Source organism: Salegentibacter sp. UBA1130, from assembly GCF_002311535.1.
Classification (GTDB): Bacteria; Bacteroidota; Bacteroidia; order Flavobacteriales; family Flavobacteriaceae; genus Salegentibacter; species Salegentibacter agarivorans.
The window spans coordinates 109,915-125,259 of sequence record NZ_DCAP01000033.1 but is presented as its reverse complement, the minus strand read 5'-3'; the positions used below and the strand labels follow the sequence as shown (position 1 = coordinate 125,259).

The following is a 15,345-nucleotide window of genomic DNA, read 5'->3' as shown; positions in this document are numbered from 1 at the left end:
ACGTCACCCTGAACTTGTTTCAGGGTCTAACTCTTAAGAATTTAGATTCTGAAACAAATTCAGAATGACGAGACGATCAAAAATTAATCAGCCTCTTTATAAATATAATCCTAAACTAATTAAGCGGCGTTTTGCTTCTTAATTAAGTTTAAAGCTGAACCATGTTTATACCACTCAATTTGAGGTTGGTTATAAGTATGGTTTGTTTTAATAGTATCCTTACTACCATCAGCATGTACAATCTCTACAGTAATTTGCTTGTCTGGAGCAAAATCTTCAAGATCTATAAAGTTGAAAGTATCGTCTTCCTGGATAAGGTCATAATCGGCCTCATTGTCAAAAGTCAATCCTAACATACCTTGTTTCTTAAGATTGGTTTCGTGAATACGGGCAAAAGATTTTACCAATACCACTTTTACTCCCAGGTGGCGAGGCTCCATAGCCGCGTGCTCTCTAGAAGAACCTTCCCCATAATTGTGGTCTCCTACAACTACAGTTGGAACACCTTCTTTTTTATAAGTACGTTGTACAGCGGGAACACCATCATACTCACCGGTAAGTTGACTTTTTACAAAATTTGTCTTTTTATTGTAAGCATTAATAGCCCCAATAAGGCAATTGTTAGAAATATTATCTAAGTGACCTCTGTAACGTAACCACGGTCCTGCCATAGAAATATGGTCGGTAGTACATTTACCAAAAGCTTTAATTAACAACTTAGCTCCCATAAGATTTTTACCATCCCAGGGCTCAAATGGAGTTAATAACTGTAGTCTTTCACTGTCTTCAGCTACTTTTACAACTACAGAGCTTCCATCTTCGTTTGGTGGCACATACCCATCTTCTTCAACATCAAAACCATCAGAAGGTAATTCAATTCCTGTTGGTTCGTCTAACATCACTTCTTCCCCATCTTCATTGATAAGCTTATCGCGAGTTGGATCAAAATCCAATCTACCTGAAATCGCTATTGCAGCAACCATCTCTGGAGAACCTACGAAGGCGTGGGTATTTGGGTTACCATCGGCACGTTTTGAAAAGTTTCGGTTAAAAGAATGCACAATAGTGTTTTTCTCGTCCCCTTTTCTATCACTTCTATCCCATTGGCCAATACAAGGTCCGCAGGCATTGGTGAAAATTGTAGCATCAAGATCTTCAAAGATCTTTAACAATCCGTCACGTTCTGCAGTAAACCTAATTTGTTCAGATCCTGGATTAATACCAAAATCAGATTTTGCTTTTACTTTTTTATCTACCGCCTGTTTTGCGATAGAAGCTGCCCGGGTTAAATCTTCATAAGAAGAGTTGGTACAGGATCCTATTAATCCCCAGTCTACATTAATTGGCCAGTTGTTTTCTTTTGCTTTAGCACCCATTTCAGAAATAGGAGTTGCTAAATCTGGCGTAAATGGCCCGTTAAGGTGAGGCTTTAATTCTGATAGATTAATTTCAATTACCTCATCAAAATATTGTTCAGGATTTGCATAAACCTCATCATCTCCTGTTAAGTGTTCTTTAATCTCATTGGCGGCGTCTGCAACTTCAGCACGATCTGTAGCACGTAGGTAACGGTCCATAGACTCATCGTACCCAAAAGTTGAAGTGGTGGCACCAACTTCAGCTCCCATATTACAAATAGTTCCTTTTCCGGTAGCCGACATAGAGCGGGCACCTTCGCCAAAATATTCAATAATTGCTCCCGTTCCCCCTTTTACAGTAAGAATCCCGGCAACTTTTAAAATTACATCTTTTGCAGCGGTCCATCCAGAAAGGCTTCCGGTTAGTTTAACGCCAATAAGTTTTGGAAATTTAAGCTCCCAGGCCATTCCGGCCATTACATCTACCGCATCGGCACCCCCAACACCAATGGCAACCATTCCAAGCCCACCGGCATTTACCGTGTGAGAATCGGTACCAATCATCATTCCTCCAGGGAATGCATAGTTTTCTAAAACAACCTGGTGAATAATACCTGCTCCCGGTTTCCAAAAACCAATTCCATATTTATTAGAAACAGATTCAAGAAAATCAAAAACTTCACTACTTGATTTATTGGCAGCCTGCAAATCTATTGCAGCTCCCATTTTGGCCTGGATAAGGTGATCACAATGCACTGTAGTTGGAACTGCAACCTGTTTTTTCCCGGCTTGCATAAACTGCAATAAAGCCATTTGGGCCGTTGCATCCTGGCAGGCAATCCTGTCTGGCGCAAATTCTACATAGTCTTTTCCTCTTTGGTAAGCCTCTTTGGCTGCACCATCCCATAAATGCGAATAAAGGATTTTTTCTGAAAGTGTTAAAGGTTTTCCAACCACCTCACGTGCAGTATTCACACGTTCGGCCATTTGGCTGTACACCTTCTTGATCATATCAATATCGTATGCCATATTATTATATATTTAGTTCTAAAAAAGTCTAGCAAATTTAAGGATTTCGAGTGGATTTTGAAAATAAGAAGTGATTATCAAAATTTAATGAAAATAATTTTACATTTCATAATTTATAATAACTTAAATTCAACTAAAGATAATATTGGGGATGAATATTATGAATTCCGCAAATTAATATAACCGAATTCTCAAAAATTCAATTACTCGTACTGAATAAATCAAAATTTAAACCCATTCTTGATAAGCAAATGCTGGTGAGACCTTACTTGAATTTCTTGAACCTGTTATTTTAAAGGTGGAATAAGTTTTTTTTCTCAGAATTGAGAAAAAAGCCCCAAAAATAGAAAAGCCTTCCAGTACGAAAGTTATGCCCAATTATTTTCAAATAGAATTAAGCGAAATCCCAGCTCTTAATAAAGGTCTCGAATTATTTTTTCTTCTGAAATTCCTTCGGCTTCAGCTTTGTAATTTTTAATAATTCTATGGCGTAAAATTCCAATAGCTACCGCCTGTACATCTTCAATATCGGGGGAGAATTTTCCATTCACCGCTGCGTGAGATTTAGCGGCAAGAATAAGATTTTGAGAGGCTCTTGGCCCTGCTCCCCAATCTAAATAGTTTTTTACAAATTGCAGGGCTTCAGGAGAACCTGGTCTGGTTTTTCCTACCAGTTTCACAGCATATTCCACCACATTATCGGCCACAGGAATTCTACGAATTAATTGCTGAATTTCCACGATTTCTTCCGCAGAAAATAACGCATTTATCTTTTGAGTTTTATCTGAAGTTGTGCTTTTCACCACGTCTACTTCTTCCTGAAAACTTGGGTATTCCAGAAGAATAGAAAACATAAACCGGTCTAACTGCGCTTCAGGTAAGGGATAGGTTCCCTCCTGCTCTATTGGGTTTTGAGTAGCTAGTACAAAATAAGGATTGGCCAACTTGTAATTATGCCCGGCAACGGTTACAGATCTTTCCTGCATAGCTTCTAATAAAGCAGCCTGGGTTTTAGGCGGGGTTCTATTAATCTCGTCGGCAAGGACGATATTTGAAAAAACCGGACCTTTTATGAATTTAAAGCTCCTGTTTTCGTCCAGGATCTCTGCGCCCAAAATATCGCTGGGCATAAGATCTGGGGTGAATTGTATTCTTTTAAAATCGAGGCCTAAAGCCTGGGAAATGGTATTTACCATTAAGGTTTTGGCTAAACCGGGAACCCCAACCAACAACGAATGCCCTCCTGAAAAAACCGAAAGCAGGATTTGGTCTATAACCACATCCTGCCCTACTATTATTTTGGCAATTTCTTTCTTTAAATCCCGGTGTTTAACCACCAGTTTTTCTACTAGAGCAACGTCTGACATTGATAAAATGCTATTTTTTTAACCAGTTACTGCTATACTCACAGTCTTTAAACTTTCCGTTTACTTTTATATAGGTATCTCCTATTTTTTCCTGTTGCCACTCTTCTATAGCTTCTAACTGTTTATCTCTTAACGCAAGCTCTTTGATCTTTGTAAAATCTGTAGCGTAATTAGCTTCGTGCTCCGCTATTCTTTTATTTACTTTTATAAGTTTAAAAAACGGGCGCCCGGTTCTATCCTGGTCGCGCATTCTTAAAGAAAGTTCACCTTCCTGCAAATCTCCTACCTCATCATACAATTTTGGGTCTATCTTAGAAAGTTCAAAACGAGTATCACCCGTTCTTGGGTTTATAAGTTTCCCACCATCTCCCCTGGTTTCTTCTTCATCAGAAAATTCACGGGCAGCTTCAGCAAAATCTAAAACCCCTTCGTCTACTCTTTTTCTAATGCTATCAATTTTTGCCTTGGCTTCTTCTACTGAAGCATTGGTAACATCTGGAATAAGTAGTATATGTCTTAGGTCTATGTTTTGTCCTCTAATTCTATCTACCTGGATAATATGAAAACCGAATTCGGTTTCAAAAGGTTCGCTCACTTCCCCTGCTTGAAGACTAAAAGCTACGTCTTTAAATTCTTTTACAAAATTATCTTTTCTTGAAAGAGAAATTCTACCCCCGTCCCTTGCACTTCCAGGGTCTTGAGAATATAACACCGCTTTAGTGGCAAAGCTGGCGTCGTTATCTAAAACATCTGCCCTAAAGTCTTTTAAACGATCAATTACTTTTTGTTTTTCACTTTCAGGAATTTCCGGCTCTACAACAATTTGAGAAAGCTCTACTTCTTCTCCAAAAACCGGTAATTCGTCTTCGGGAATGCTTTCGTAATAAGCTCTTACTTCTTCAGGAGTAATTTCTACATTTTCCACAATTCTTTGCTGCATACGGTTTGCTAACTGTCGCTCTTTATTAAGCTCGAACAATTCGCTTCTAAATTCAGCTTCATTTTCTTTATTGTAGAATTCCAGGACTTTATCCATAGAACCTACCTGGCGTACCATTTCAGAAATTTGCTGATCTATATAACTATTAACCTCGGCATCCATTACAATAATACTATCCTGGATGGCGTGGTGTGCATAAAGTTTGTTTTCCATAAGGGAACCGGCCAGTTGGCAATCGGTCACATCTGCAGTAGACATTCCCTGGCTTTGCATATCTTTGTACATCATATCTACATCGCTGTCAAGAATAATATAATCTCCAATTACAGCCGCAATTCCGTCTACTTTACGACGTTCTGAATTGTTAGTTTCGGCAACGGTATTTTGTGCGATCTCCTCTTCTGGTTGAATTGAGGTACTATCGGTTACAATCACATCTTGCGAATAACCGGTAAAACCCAGTAAAACGGCCAAAAGAAAGCCCGTATTTTTAATTATAGATTTCAAATTGTTCATTTTTAATTGCATCTTTTGTAATATCTTTTTCCAGTTCTTTTATTAAATTTCTTTTTCGCTTATTAAGCAAAATCTTTTCTATGGTAGGTTCTGCATACTCAAATGGAGCATCCTGCCCATGTTCCAACACATCATTTACGTAGATCAAATATACACCTAATGAATCTTCTACCTCAAAAAAATTAGATTTGTTTAATAGATTGTCCCTATTATTAGATGATAACGCGGGGATCTTATCGTAAACCGTTTTAATCTTTACCCAAACCGAATCGTTTAACGAGTAATTTTTAAACTGAAGCGATAATTTTTCAAGTTCTTCTTTATCCTCTTCATTAAAGCGTTTGAGATAAGTTTTTATTTCCTCTATATTAGTATTATTCTCTTCCAGGCTTACATACCTTAGTTTCAATAAATCTTCAGTAAGTTTAAAATTTCCTTTATTTTCTTCAAAATAAACCTTTTTCTCGCTCTTGGTTAAACTACTATCTAATTGCCTGCCTACTACAGCATCTTTATATGCACTTGTATAAAGTTCATTTTTATAGTTTTCTATAAGGTCTCTAAACTCTTTTTGCTGACTTTCAGGAAGGTTTAATTGCGCCCGGTCTATAAGTAATTGCTGTGTTGCCCAACGTGTAATGTAATTAGACACAATAAGACTACTGTCTTCTGTAGACGTATTTTCGTTAATTAAAGCATTAATATCTTCTTCATACAAATAAGAATCGTTCACTCTTACTATCACTTTACGCGCTTCATCTTTCTCAAAATAAGTACAACTTGCGAGCAAAAAAGCGGCAATTAAAGAAACTATAAAAAACGATGATATCTTCAAATTCATTAAGTTGAGATAGCAATTTACATACCATTTTTAAAAGACTAACAGCCTGTAATTTGCGCGTAGGCAAAAATAAGAATTCCTATAGGTTCTACAAGCTTATGGCTAAACGATTATAAGCTTCTTAAAATTATAATTTTAAAATGAAATAGGCTTGTTAAATTGAAAATGACTAAAATAATTTTGAAGCTGCAATAGTTTTAAGAGATTTTGTATGAATAATTAAAACCTGCTATTATATTTGCCAAAAACAATATTATTATGACACGCAGCAGTTTATTAATTGCTTTTTTATGTTTTAGCGTTTTTGTTAGCGCACAAACAAAAGTAGGAACCATAGATACCGATTACATCCTTTCCCAAATGCCCGAAATGGAAGAGGTAAATGAAGGCTTACAGGCTTACGATAAGCAATTACAACAAGATTTCCAGGGAAGTGTGAAAAAATATGACACCCTGGTAAAGAGCTACCAGGCAAATGTAGAAACACTTGCCGATGAAGCCCGGCAACAAAGTGAATCTGAAATTATTGAATTGGAAAACCAAATCAAGCAATTTAGACAAAGAGCCCAGGTAATGATGCAAATGAGACGAAACGAACTTACCAATCCGCTTTACGAAAAAATTAATGTCGCTATGCGAGCAGTAATACAGGAAGAAGGTTTTACGCAAATTCTTCACGCCGGTGGAAACAGTCTTGCTTTTTCGGCTGAAGAATATGATATTACCGAAAAAGTAATGAATAAAATGGGAATTGAAATTCCTGAAACAACAGAAGAAGAAGAATAGAGTTTAGAGACTCTATTTCATTTAATACTGGAATAAATAAGTAAGACCCCACAGGTTCATAAAACTTGTGGGGTCTATATTTTTGAATAGCCGTCTAGTCTACCTACTGTAATTAGGCGACTCGTTGGTAATAGTTACATCGTGCGGGTGGCTCTCGTGAATTCCTGAAGCGGTAATCTTCACAAACTTTGCATTTTCCTTTAATGTTGGAATATCTTTCGCGCCGCAATAACCCATCCCGGCTTTTAAACCACCTACAAACTGGTGTATACTTTCTTCCAGCTCTCCTTTATAAGGAACCCTACCAACAATACCTTCCGGTACAAGTTTCTTTATATCATCTTCCACATCCTGGAAATAACGATCTTTAGAGCCTTTTTGCATAGCCTCTACAGATCCCATACCGCGATAGGATTTAAATTTTCTTCCTTCGTAAATAATTGTTTCCCCTGGAGATTCTTTAGTTCCGGCAAGCAAGGATCCAAGCATTACACAATCGGCTCCGGCAGCTAAAGCTTTAGGAATATCACCGGTATAGCGAATTCCGCCATCGGCAATTACCGGAACGCCAGTTCCTTTTAGTGCTGCTGCAACTTCAAGAACTGCAGAAAATTGAGGAAATCCAACTCCTGCCACAACTCTGGTAGTACAAATTGAACCGGGACCAATTCCTACTTTTACCGCATCTGCTCCGGCTTCAGCTAAATATTTAGCAGCTTCACCAGTAGCAATATTTCCTACTACCACTTCTAAATCAGGGAACTTTGCTTTTACGTCTTTTAAAACCGAAACCACACCTCTGGTATGCCCATGTGCAGTATCAATAATAATTGCATCTACCCCTGCATTAACCAAAGCCTCTGCTCTATCTACCGCATCTGCGGTTACCCCAATGGCTGCAGCAACACGAAGTCTTCCAAAGCTATCTTTATTTGCATTAGGCTTTTGGGTAAGTTTAGTAATATCCCTAAAAGTTATAAGCCCAACAAGCTTGTTATCTTTATTAACCACAGGAAGTTTTTCAATCTTATTTTCCTGTAAAATATCTTCTGCCTCGTCCAGCGAAGTGCCTTCGGCCACAGTTACCAGGTTTTCTGAAGTCATAACCTCAGCAATTGGCCTGCTATTATTTTTTTCAAATCTAAGGTCCCTGTTTGTAACAATGCCCAGCAATTTCCCATCATCGTCTACAATTGGGATTCCACCAATACTATGCTCGCGCATATTTGCTTTCGCATCGCTCACATTGGCAGTAATAGGTAAAGTAACGGGATCTATAATCATTCCGCTTTCGGCACGCTTTACTTTACGAACTTTAAGTGCCTGTTGCTCGGCAGTCATATTCTTATGCAAAACACCAATTCCGCCTTCCCTGGCCATAGCAATAGCCATCCTGGATTCGGTAACCGTATCCATTGCGGCCGAGATTATGGGCACATTTATAGAAATGTTTTTTGTGAATTTTGTGCGAATACTTACTTCTCGAGGTAGTACTTCAGAGTAAGCGGGAACTAGCAATACATCATCGTAAGTAAGGCCTTCTCCTAAGATTTTGGAATCGTGTGCGATCATAGCAATTAAAGATTTAATTGCGTGCAAATATAAGCTTTTTATAGCAAAATCTGGCTTAAAAGATATTAGTTATCAGAAAATTAAATTATAAGATTTAATGATAAGCGGTAAAGATTTTAGATGCTTCGTTATAGGCCGATTCAAAACTCGTCATTTTTATATTTGAATCTGCTTTTTTGGAATTGAAATAGGAAAGCATTTTTTCTGAAGGCATATTTCCTGTTAATTCGTCTTTGGCCATTGGGCAACCGCCAAATCCCTGGATCGCTCCGTCAAATCTTCTACAACCCGATTTGTATGCTGCATCAATTTTTTCGTGCCACTTTGTTGGGGTGGTATGGAGATGAGCTCCAAATTCAATTTCAGGATATTCTGGAATTAAATTTGAAAATAAATATTCAATTATATCAGGAGTAGAGCTCCCAATAGTATCAGATAAAGAAAGGATTTTCACTCCCATGGCCGACAATTTTTCTGTCCACTCCCCTACTATCTCCACATTCCATGGATCTCCATAAGGATTCCCAAAGCCCATAGAAAGATAGGCTACTACTTCTTTGTTTGTTTTTTCAGCAATTTCCAGGATCTCACTTAAAATATCTACCGATTCGGCGATGGTTTTATGCGTATTACGCATCTGGAAATTTTCAGAAATAGAAAACGGATAGCCCAGATAATCAATTTCGTTGTGAACGGAAGCATTCTCTGCACCCCGGGTATTGGCAACAATAGCCAGTAATTTACTTTTAGTGGTGCTCAAATCTAGTTTGGATAAAACCTCGGCAGAATCTGCCATTTGCGGGATTGCTTTAGGGGAAACAAAACTTCCAAAATCTATGGTATCAAATCCGCAGCGCAATAAAGATTGAATATACTGTACCTTTTTTTCGGTAGGAATAAAGGTTTTAATTCCCTGCATTGCATCTCGTGGACACTCTATAAGCTTGATTTTATCCATACTTTCAAAGATAGTATTTTAAGGAATATCTAAAAACCTTTAGAAATTAATTCATTTTATTAAATTGAAAGTATAATAGCACCGCTCTAACTAAGTTTCTTTTAAACTAATATAAAAACTGCAATTCCTATAAAAACTACAATTTGCAACCATTTTAAAACCACCCCAGAATGTTTATGTAATTTAAGATAGGTAGATATTTTTCCCGCCAGCAAGGCTACGCTTCCAAAAATAAGAATGGTTAAAAGCATAAAAATGGCTCCCAGAATATAAAATTGGATCACTGTATTTCCTCCGGGCTCCCAAAGAAAACCCGGAAAGAATGCGAGAAAAAAGATAGTAACTTTAGGGTTCAGCATATTCATTATAAAACCCTGTTTAAAAAGTGATAACAGGGATTTTTCTTTTATTCCTTCAGCCGAATAGGCAATTTCGGGATCACTTTTGTAAACCTGCCAGGCGAGATATAAAAGGTAAACAGCGCCGAACAGTTTAATAATAAAAAAGAGGCTTTCAGAACTTTTAATTATAGCTGAAACTCCAAAGGCCACAAGACTGGTATGAATAATAATCCCCGCAGCAAGCCCCAAAGCAGTTACAAAACCGTGTTTTTTTCCATTGGCCATTCCCTGTACCATTACATAAATAATATCGGGACCGGGAGAAATGGTAAGAATTGCCGAGGCAGTTAAAAACGGAATAAGTTGTTCTAACAAAATTTATCTTCTTTCAGATTTTTTCCTAGTAAGCAAAAAATAAATCACGTAAAACCAGCTAAAAATTCCGTGTATAATCATTAATAAAACCGAACGGTTACGCTCCCATGAGGTGATGGCAGCTACAACGGTTCCTAAACTAATCCCATTCCTAATTACTGTATGGGTAACTTCAGAAGTAGTTTCAGAGAAGCTATAGGCATCAAGACTAATTATAACTATTAATAAAAAACTTAGGTGAAATTTCTTCATTTATGACTTGTTTTTAGCTAAAATTGCCTGGTTAATCTTTTTTATTAATTCTGGGCCTTCATAAATAAACCCCGTATAAAGTTGTACTAAACTGGCACCGGCTTCAAGTTTTTCCAAAGCATCTTTTGCAGAATGAATTCCGCCTACACCAATTATAGGAAAAGCTTTATTGCTTTTTTCAGAAAGAAACCTAATCACTTCTGTAGCGCGATTTTTTAGGGGTTTTCCGCTTAGGCCGCCCATTTCGTTCTTGTTTTCTGACTGTAAACCATCTCGCGCAATGGTGGTATTTGTAGCAATAACCCCGGCAATTTTAGTTTCCTTAACTATGTCTATAATATCTAAAAGTTGCGCATCAGTAAGATCGGGTGCAATTTTTAGTAGAATTGGTTTCTGTTTTGGCTTTGTAGCGTTTAAGCTTTGCAGCGTATTTAGTAAATTAGTGAGTGGCTCTTTATCCTGTAATTCCCGTAAGTTTGGAGTATTGGGGGAACTCACATTTACCACAAAATAATTCACATAATTGTAGAGTGCTTCAAAACAAATCTTATAATCGTCTACGGCATTCTCGTTTGGCGTAATTTTATTTTTACCAATATTTCCGCCAATCAGCACGTTTTTATTCTTTTTTAGTCTTTCAACAGCGGCTTCTACACCATCGTTGTTAAAACCCATTCGGTTAATAATCGCGCCGTCTTCTTTTAATCTGAATAATCGCTTTTTTTCATTTCCGGGTTGCGGCTTTGGAGTCACGGTACCAATTTCAATAAAACCGAAGCCAAGATCTGATAATTCCTGAAATAGCTTTGCGTCTTTATCAAAACCGGCAGCAAGCCCAACCGGATTTTTAAACTTTAAACCGAAAACTTCACGCTCTAACCTCGAATCTTCCACCCGAAAATTCTTCCGCACAAAACTTTTAAAAGCAGCTGTTTTGCCGAATTTCTTTAGTGTTTTAAAGGTGAAGTGATGTACCCATTCCGGGTCAAAACGAAATAATAAAGGCCTAATCGAAGATTTATACATGGCGGTTGGTTTGTGCAAAAATAGCAGAAATCATAAAAAACCGGCAGTAAATCTTAAAAGGTTTTGAAGCTGAAACGTGAATGTTTAATTTTGAATCAAACTACTAACCAATGATTAATAAACAGCGCATCATAGATCGCTTTATTAGCTATATTACAATTGATACCCAAAGCGATCCCCATAGCACAACAACTCCAAGCACCGACAAACAATGGGTTTTAGCCCAAAAACTGGCTAGTGAATTAAAAGAAATGGGAATGACCGAGGTAAGCATAGACGATCACGCCTATGTAATGGCTACGCTCCCGGCAAATGTTCCGCATAAAGTACCGGTAATTGGATTTATTTCGCATTTTGATACTTCGCCAGATTTTAATGCTACCAATATAAAACCCCAAATTATTGAAAATTACGACGGTAATGATATTATCCTGAATAAGGAAAAAAACATCATATTATCTTCAGAATATTTTGATGATTTAAAACAATATAAAGGCCAAACCATAATTACAACCGATGGTACCAGCCTTTTAAGCGCCGATGATAAAGCGGGAATTACCGAGATTATGACCGCAATGAAATATTTGCTGGATAATCCTGAAATTCCTCACGGGAAAATTAGGGTAGGTTTTACACCCGATGAAGAAATAGGTCGTGGTGCTCATAAATTTGATGTAGAAAAATTTGGTGCAGAATGGGCGTATACTATGGATGGTAGCCAAATTGGCGAACTGGAATTTGAGAATTTTAATGCCGCAAAAGCAATTGTTAAAGTTAATGGGAAAGGTGTTCACCCCGGCTACGCAAAAGATAAAATGGTAAACAGCCAGTATATTGCCGTAGATTTTATTAACTCGCTACCGCGTTTGGAAACCCCAGAGCATACTGAAGGCAGACAGGGATTTTTTCACCTAAGTGATATGAAAGGCGATGTTGAAGAAACCGTGTTGGAATATATAATTCGGGATCACGATTTAGGCCATTTTGAAGCTCGTAAAGAAATGATACAGGACCTGGCTTCAGAGATTTGTTCGCAATATGAAAATGATTGTATTTCAGTTGAAATTATCGATCAATATTTTAATATGAAAGAAAAAATAGAGCCGGTAATGCATATTATTGAAATAGCTGAGAATGCAATGAAGGCAGTAAATGTTGAGCCTATTTTAAAACCAATTCGTGGCGGAACTGATGGCGCGCAACTAAGTTACATGGGACTACCCTGTCCTAATATTTTTGCCGGCGGCCACAACTTCCACGGGAAGTATGAATATGTACCGGTAGAAAGTATGCAAAAAGCCACTGAAGTAATTGTGAAAATCGCTGAATTAACTTCAGAAAATTATAAGTAATCAGTTTGTCTAAAAGTTAAAAATGGCAGTAAAATCGGTAGATCAGTATATTGAAACCCACCCAACCTGGGAGCAGGAATTACTTTCTTTACGTGAAATACTACAAAACACTGAATTGGAAGAATGTATAAAATGGGGTGCACCCGTTTATGCTTTAGATGGGAAAAATGTAGTAGGAATGGCTGCTTTTAAAAATCATTGTGCACTTTGGTTTTTTAATGGCGCTTTATTAAAAGAAAATACCGCTTTACTTTACAATGCCCAGGAAGATAAAACCAAAGCTTTAAGACAAATAAGGTTTAAAAAAGAAGATGAAATAAAACCGGAAATTCTTCAGAAGTATATAGCCGAAGCCATACAGAATCAACGGGAAGGAAAAGAAATAAAACCTTTAAAAAATAAAACACTGGTACTGCCTTTAGATCTCAAAGAGGCATTAGAAAAAGATGAACATTTCAAGAATTCCTATTATCAGTTAACTAAAGGTAAACAAAGGGAATACGCCGATTATATTTCTGAAGCAAAAAGAGAGGTTACAAAAAAATCCCGCCTGGAGAAAATTAAACCGATGATTCTAAGCGGGGTCGGGTTAAATGATAAGTATAAAAATTGCTAAGATCTTTTATAAGAACCTAAAACAGTTTCTGTTTCTAATATCTTAGATTCTGAAACGAGTTCAGAATGACGTTTTTTACAGTTCTTAAATCTTCTATAAAATAAGAATCCCCAGCGCTATGGCCTGGGGATTCTAAATTCTATTGATTAAAACAGAAAAAACTATTTCTTTTCTTTAATAGCTTTTGCCTTACTTTCTTTTTCTGGCTTCGCCGGTTCGTTGAGTTTTTTACTCATTTCCATCGAGATGGAAGAACGATCAAAGGTTATTTTTCCTGCTCCGGTTTCTATAATTACCGCATTATTTTTTTCGCTAAAATCAACAATTTTGCCGTGCATTCCGCTTTTGGTAACCACACGGTCACCACGCTTTAATTCTGATGCAAAATTACGTTCCTGTTTAGCTTTTTTCATTTGCGGGCGTATCATAAAAAAATACACCACCACAAACATTAATATTATTGGGGCAAACTGGGTTAATTGATCCATTTACTAGCTAGCATTTTCTTCGGTTTCTACAAAGGCTTTAATTCTAAGACGCTCTGTACCAGCTTCAGTATTAGCAGTTACTGTAACAGTTTTTGTTACCTGTCCTTTTCCAGAACCGTTGAATTTAACCAACATTTCACCACTTTCTCCTGGCTGAATTGGTTCTTTGGTCCAGGTTGGTACTGTACAGCCGCAAGTACTTTTTGCATTGGTAATTACCAATGGTGCCTGGCCGGTATTAGTGAATGTAAAAGTATGCTCTACGTTCTCACCTTTTGGAATATTCCCGAAATCATGTTCAGATTTCTCAAATTCCATTTTAGGATAAACAGTAGCCTGAGCATCACGCTCTGCAGCGCTTTCTACGTTTTCGGCTTTAACTTTTTCTGAGGCGTTATTGTTGTTTTCTTTACAAGAAGTAAATAGCAGCGCCCCTACTGCAGCTAACATTAAGATTCCATTTTTCATAATAGTGAACTTTATAATTTAATTTTTAAAAATAAGAAATTTTATTGACTACATAAGGCCCCGCCCTACTTTATTTAACTTATTATCATCTTTATATTCTTTAGAAAGTTTATCTAAAACTCCGTTAATAAAAATGCTACTCTTTGGGGTACTATACTCTTTGGCAAGTTCCAGGTATTCGTTAATAGTAACCTTTACCGGGATTGATGGGAACTTTAAAAACTCACAAATTGCCATTTTAATAAGGATCATATCAATTTCAGCAATTCTATCTTTATCCCAATTGGGGGTTTTCCCTAGCATTTCGTTGGCCAGAGTTTCATCATTCAAATACGTTTTTCTGAATAATTCTTTGGCAAAATCTTTATCCTCTTCATTTTTATATAGTTTCCCTATCTTAAGATTTTCAGCAGAATTAGGCTTTAATTTCTGAAGGAATTTCAGCACGGCCGTGTTTACCAGCGGTAGATCGTCTACCCAGGTAAGTTTCGCATCTTCTAGATAATCGTATAATTTTTCATTGGGTGCTATTACTTCTTTAAAAATAGCTATGATAAACTCTTTGTCTTCTTTAAAACTGGAATCGCGGGTTTCCATGTAATTTTCGTAAAGATCGCTCTTCTTTATCTCCTGCCAGATAATTTGTACATAATCATCATCCCTTTTCCAGTGTGTTATTTTTCTTGATTCCAGTGCGTCCTGCAGGCTTTCATTATGCTCTAGAATTTCAAAAATGGCGTTAGAAACAAATTTTTTATTAGGATCTTTATCTTCGCTGGTAGCAAGATGTTTTTGTTGGGATTTTTCTAAAAAGTTTTCGGCCTGGCCCTTTAGTTCTGCAATTAGGCTTAATTGTACAAGGAACAGGTCGTACATCTCTTCCATACTTTTAAGCAGGAATCTCTCCTCGGTTCCCAGGTTGTCGTTTTGGCTTTGGTTAAAGGCGTAAAGTGATTGCATTACTTTAACCCGAATATGTCTTCTTGTCAACATAAGTGTAAAAGAACTTTTTAGAATTAGAAAAGGCGAAAGAATATTCTTTCGCCTTGCAAAAATACCA

15 protein-coding genes are annotated in these 15,345 nt (G+C 37.1%); 3 read left to right on the top strand and 12 right to left on the bottom strand.

What is annotated here, in order from left to right:
- Window positions 1-119: 119 nt before the first annotated feature.
- The 4 genes from B4F31_RS13855 to B4F31_RS13840 all read right to left on the bottom strand — a co-directional run bounded on the left by B4F31_RS13855 (window position 120) and on the right by B4F31_RS13840 (window position 6,051).
- On the bottom strand, window positions 120-2,387 hold the full coding sequence (locus B4F31_RS13855) for an aconitate hydratase (protein WP_075327605.1): 2,268 nt from the start codon (window positions 2,385-2,387) through the stop codon (window positions 120-122).
- A gap of 413 nt (window positions 2,388-2,800) precedes the next feature.
- A complete protein-coding gene (locus B4F31_RS13850; protein ID WP_075327606.1) occupies window positions 2,801-3,754 on the bottom strand; it encodes an AAA family ATPase in 954 nt (317 codons plus the stop codon).
- Window positions 3,755-3,764: 10 nt separating this feature from the next.
- Window positions 3,765-5,210 carry a peptidylprolyl isomerase gene (locus B4F31_RS13845; RefSeq protein ID WP_245764397.1) on the bottom strand — a complete coding sequence of 482 codons (1,446 nt, stop codon included), beginning with the start codon at window positions 5,208-5,210 and terminating at the stop codon, window positions 3,765-3,767.
- Window positions 5,185-6,051 carry a peptidylprolyl isomerase gene (locus B4F31_RS13840; RefSeq protein ID WP_075327608.1) on the bottom strand — a complete coding sequence of 289 codons (867 nt, stop codon included), beginning with the start codon at window positions 6,049-6,051 and terminating at the stop codon, window positions 5,185-5,187. The genes B4F31_RS13845 and B4F31_RS13840 overlap by 26 nt, the downstream gene beginning before the upstream one ends.
- Window positions 6,052-6,309: 258 nt before the next feature.
- Here B4F31_RS13840 and B4F31_RS13835 point away from each other — a divergent pair, with 258 nt between their 5' ends.
- Entirely contained in the window at window positions 6,310-6,837 is a 528-nt protein-coding gene (locus B4F31_RS13835) for an OmpH family outer membrane protein (RefSeq protein ID WP_286761541.1), read from the top strand.
- Between the two features lie 99 nt (window positions 6,838-6,936).
- On the opposite strand, the gene guaB is transcribed toward B4F31_RS13835, so the two are convergent.
- The 5 genes from guaB to B4F31_RS13810 all read right to left on the bottom strand — a co-directional run bounded on the left by guaB (window position 6,937) and on the right by B4F31_RS13810 (window position 11,361).
- Window positions 6,937-8,409, bottom strand: a complete 1,473-nt coding sequence (gene guaB, locus B4F31_RS13830; RefSeq protein WP_075327610.1) for an IMP dehydrogenase — start codon at window positions 8,407-8,409, stop codon at window positions 6,937-6,939.
- A gap of 94 nt (window positions 8,410-8,503) precedes the next feature.
- Window positions 8,504-9,367 carry a hydroxymethylglutaryl-CoA lyase gene (locus B4F31_RS13825; RefSeq protein ID WP_075327611.1) on the bottom strand — a complete coding sequence of 288 codons (864 nt, stop codon included), beginning with the start codon at window positions 9,365-9,367 and terminating at the stop codon, window positions 8,504-8,506.
- Between the two features lie 101 nt (window positions 9,368-9,468).
- On the bottom strand, window positions 9,469-10,083 hold the full coding sequence (locus B4F31_RS13820) for a LysE family translocator (RefSeq protein ID WP_286761540.1): 615 nt from the start codon (window positions 10,081-10,083) through the stop codon (window positions 9,469-9,471).
- 3 nt (window positions 10,084-10,086) lie between these two features.
- Complete coding sequence (locus B4F31_RS13815; protein ID WP_075327613.1) at window positions 10,087-10,335, bottom strand: hypothetical protein; 249 nt, start codon at window positions 10,333-10,335, stop codon at window positions 10,087-10,089.
- Window positions 10,336-11,361 carry a quinone-dependent dihydroorotate dehydrogenase gene (locus B4F31_RS13810; protein ID WP_286761539.1) on the bottom strand — a complete coding sequence of 342 codons (1,026 nt, stop codon included), beginning with the start codon at window positions 11,359-11,361 and terminating at the stop codon, window positions 10,336-10,338.
- A 110-nt stretch (window positions 11,362-11,471) separates the two neighbouring features.
- On the opposite strand from B4F31_RS13810, the gene pepT reads away from it, so the two are divergent.
- Complete coding sequence (gene pepT, locus B4F31_RS13805) at window positions 11,472-12,713, top strand: peptidase T (protein ID WP_075327615.1); 1,242 nt, start codon at window positions 11,472-11,474, stop codon at window positions 12,711-12,713.
- Window positions 12,714-12,735: 22 nt separating this feature from the next.
- Window positions 12,736-13,329 carry a YdeI/OmpD-associated family protein gene (locus B4F31_RS13800; RefSeq protein ID WP_075327616.1) on the top strand — a complete coding sequence of 198 codons (594 nt, stop codon included), beginning with the start codon at window positions 12,736-12,738 and terminating at the stop codon, window positions 13,327-13,329.
- A 161-nt stretch (window positions 13,330-13,490) separates the two neighbouring features.
- Here B4F31_RS13800 and yajC read toward each other — a convergent pair whose 3' ends face one another.
- From yajC to nusB, 3 genes are read right to left on the bottom strand one after another with little or no spacing between them, the layout of a single operon-like run.
- Window positions 13,491-13,817, bottom strand: a complete 327-nt coding sequence (yajC, locus tag B4F31_RS13795) for a preprotein translocase subunit YajC (RefSeq protein ID WP_070053409.1) — start codon at window positions 13,815-13,817, stop codon at window positions 13,491-13,493.
- Window positions 13,818-13,820: 3 nt separating this feature from the next.
- Window positions 13,821-14,285: a DUF1573 domain-containing protein gene (locus B4F31_RS13790; protein ID WP_075327617.1), complete on the bottom strand. Its 465-nt coding sequence runs from the start codon at window positions 14,283-14,285 to the stop codon at window positions 13,821-13,823.
- A 48-nt stretch (window positions 14,286-14,333) separates the two neighbouring features.
- Window positions 14,334-15,278, bottom strand: coding sequence for a transcription antitermination factor NusB (gene nusB, locus B4F31_RS13785; protein ID WP_075327618.1), 945 nt, complete (start codon window positions 15,276-15,278; stop codon window positions 14,334-14,336).
- Window positions 15,279-15,345: the final 67 nt, after the last annotated feature.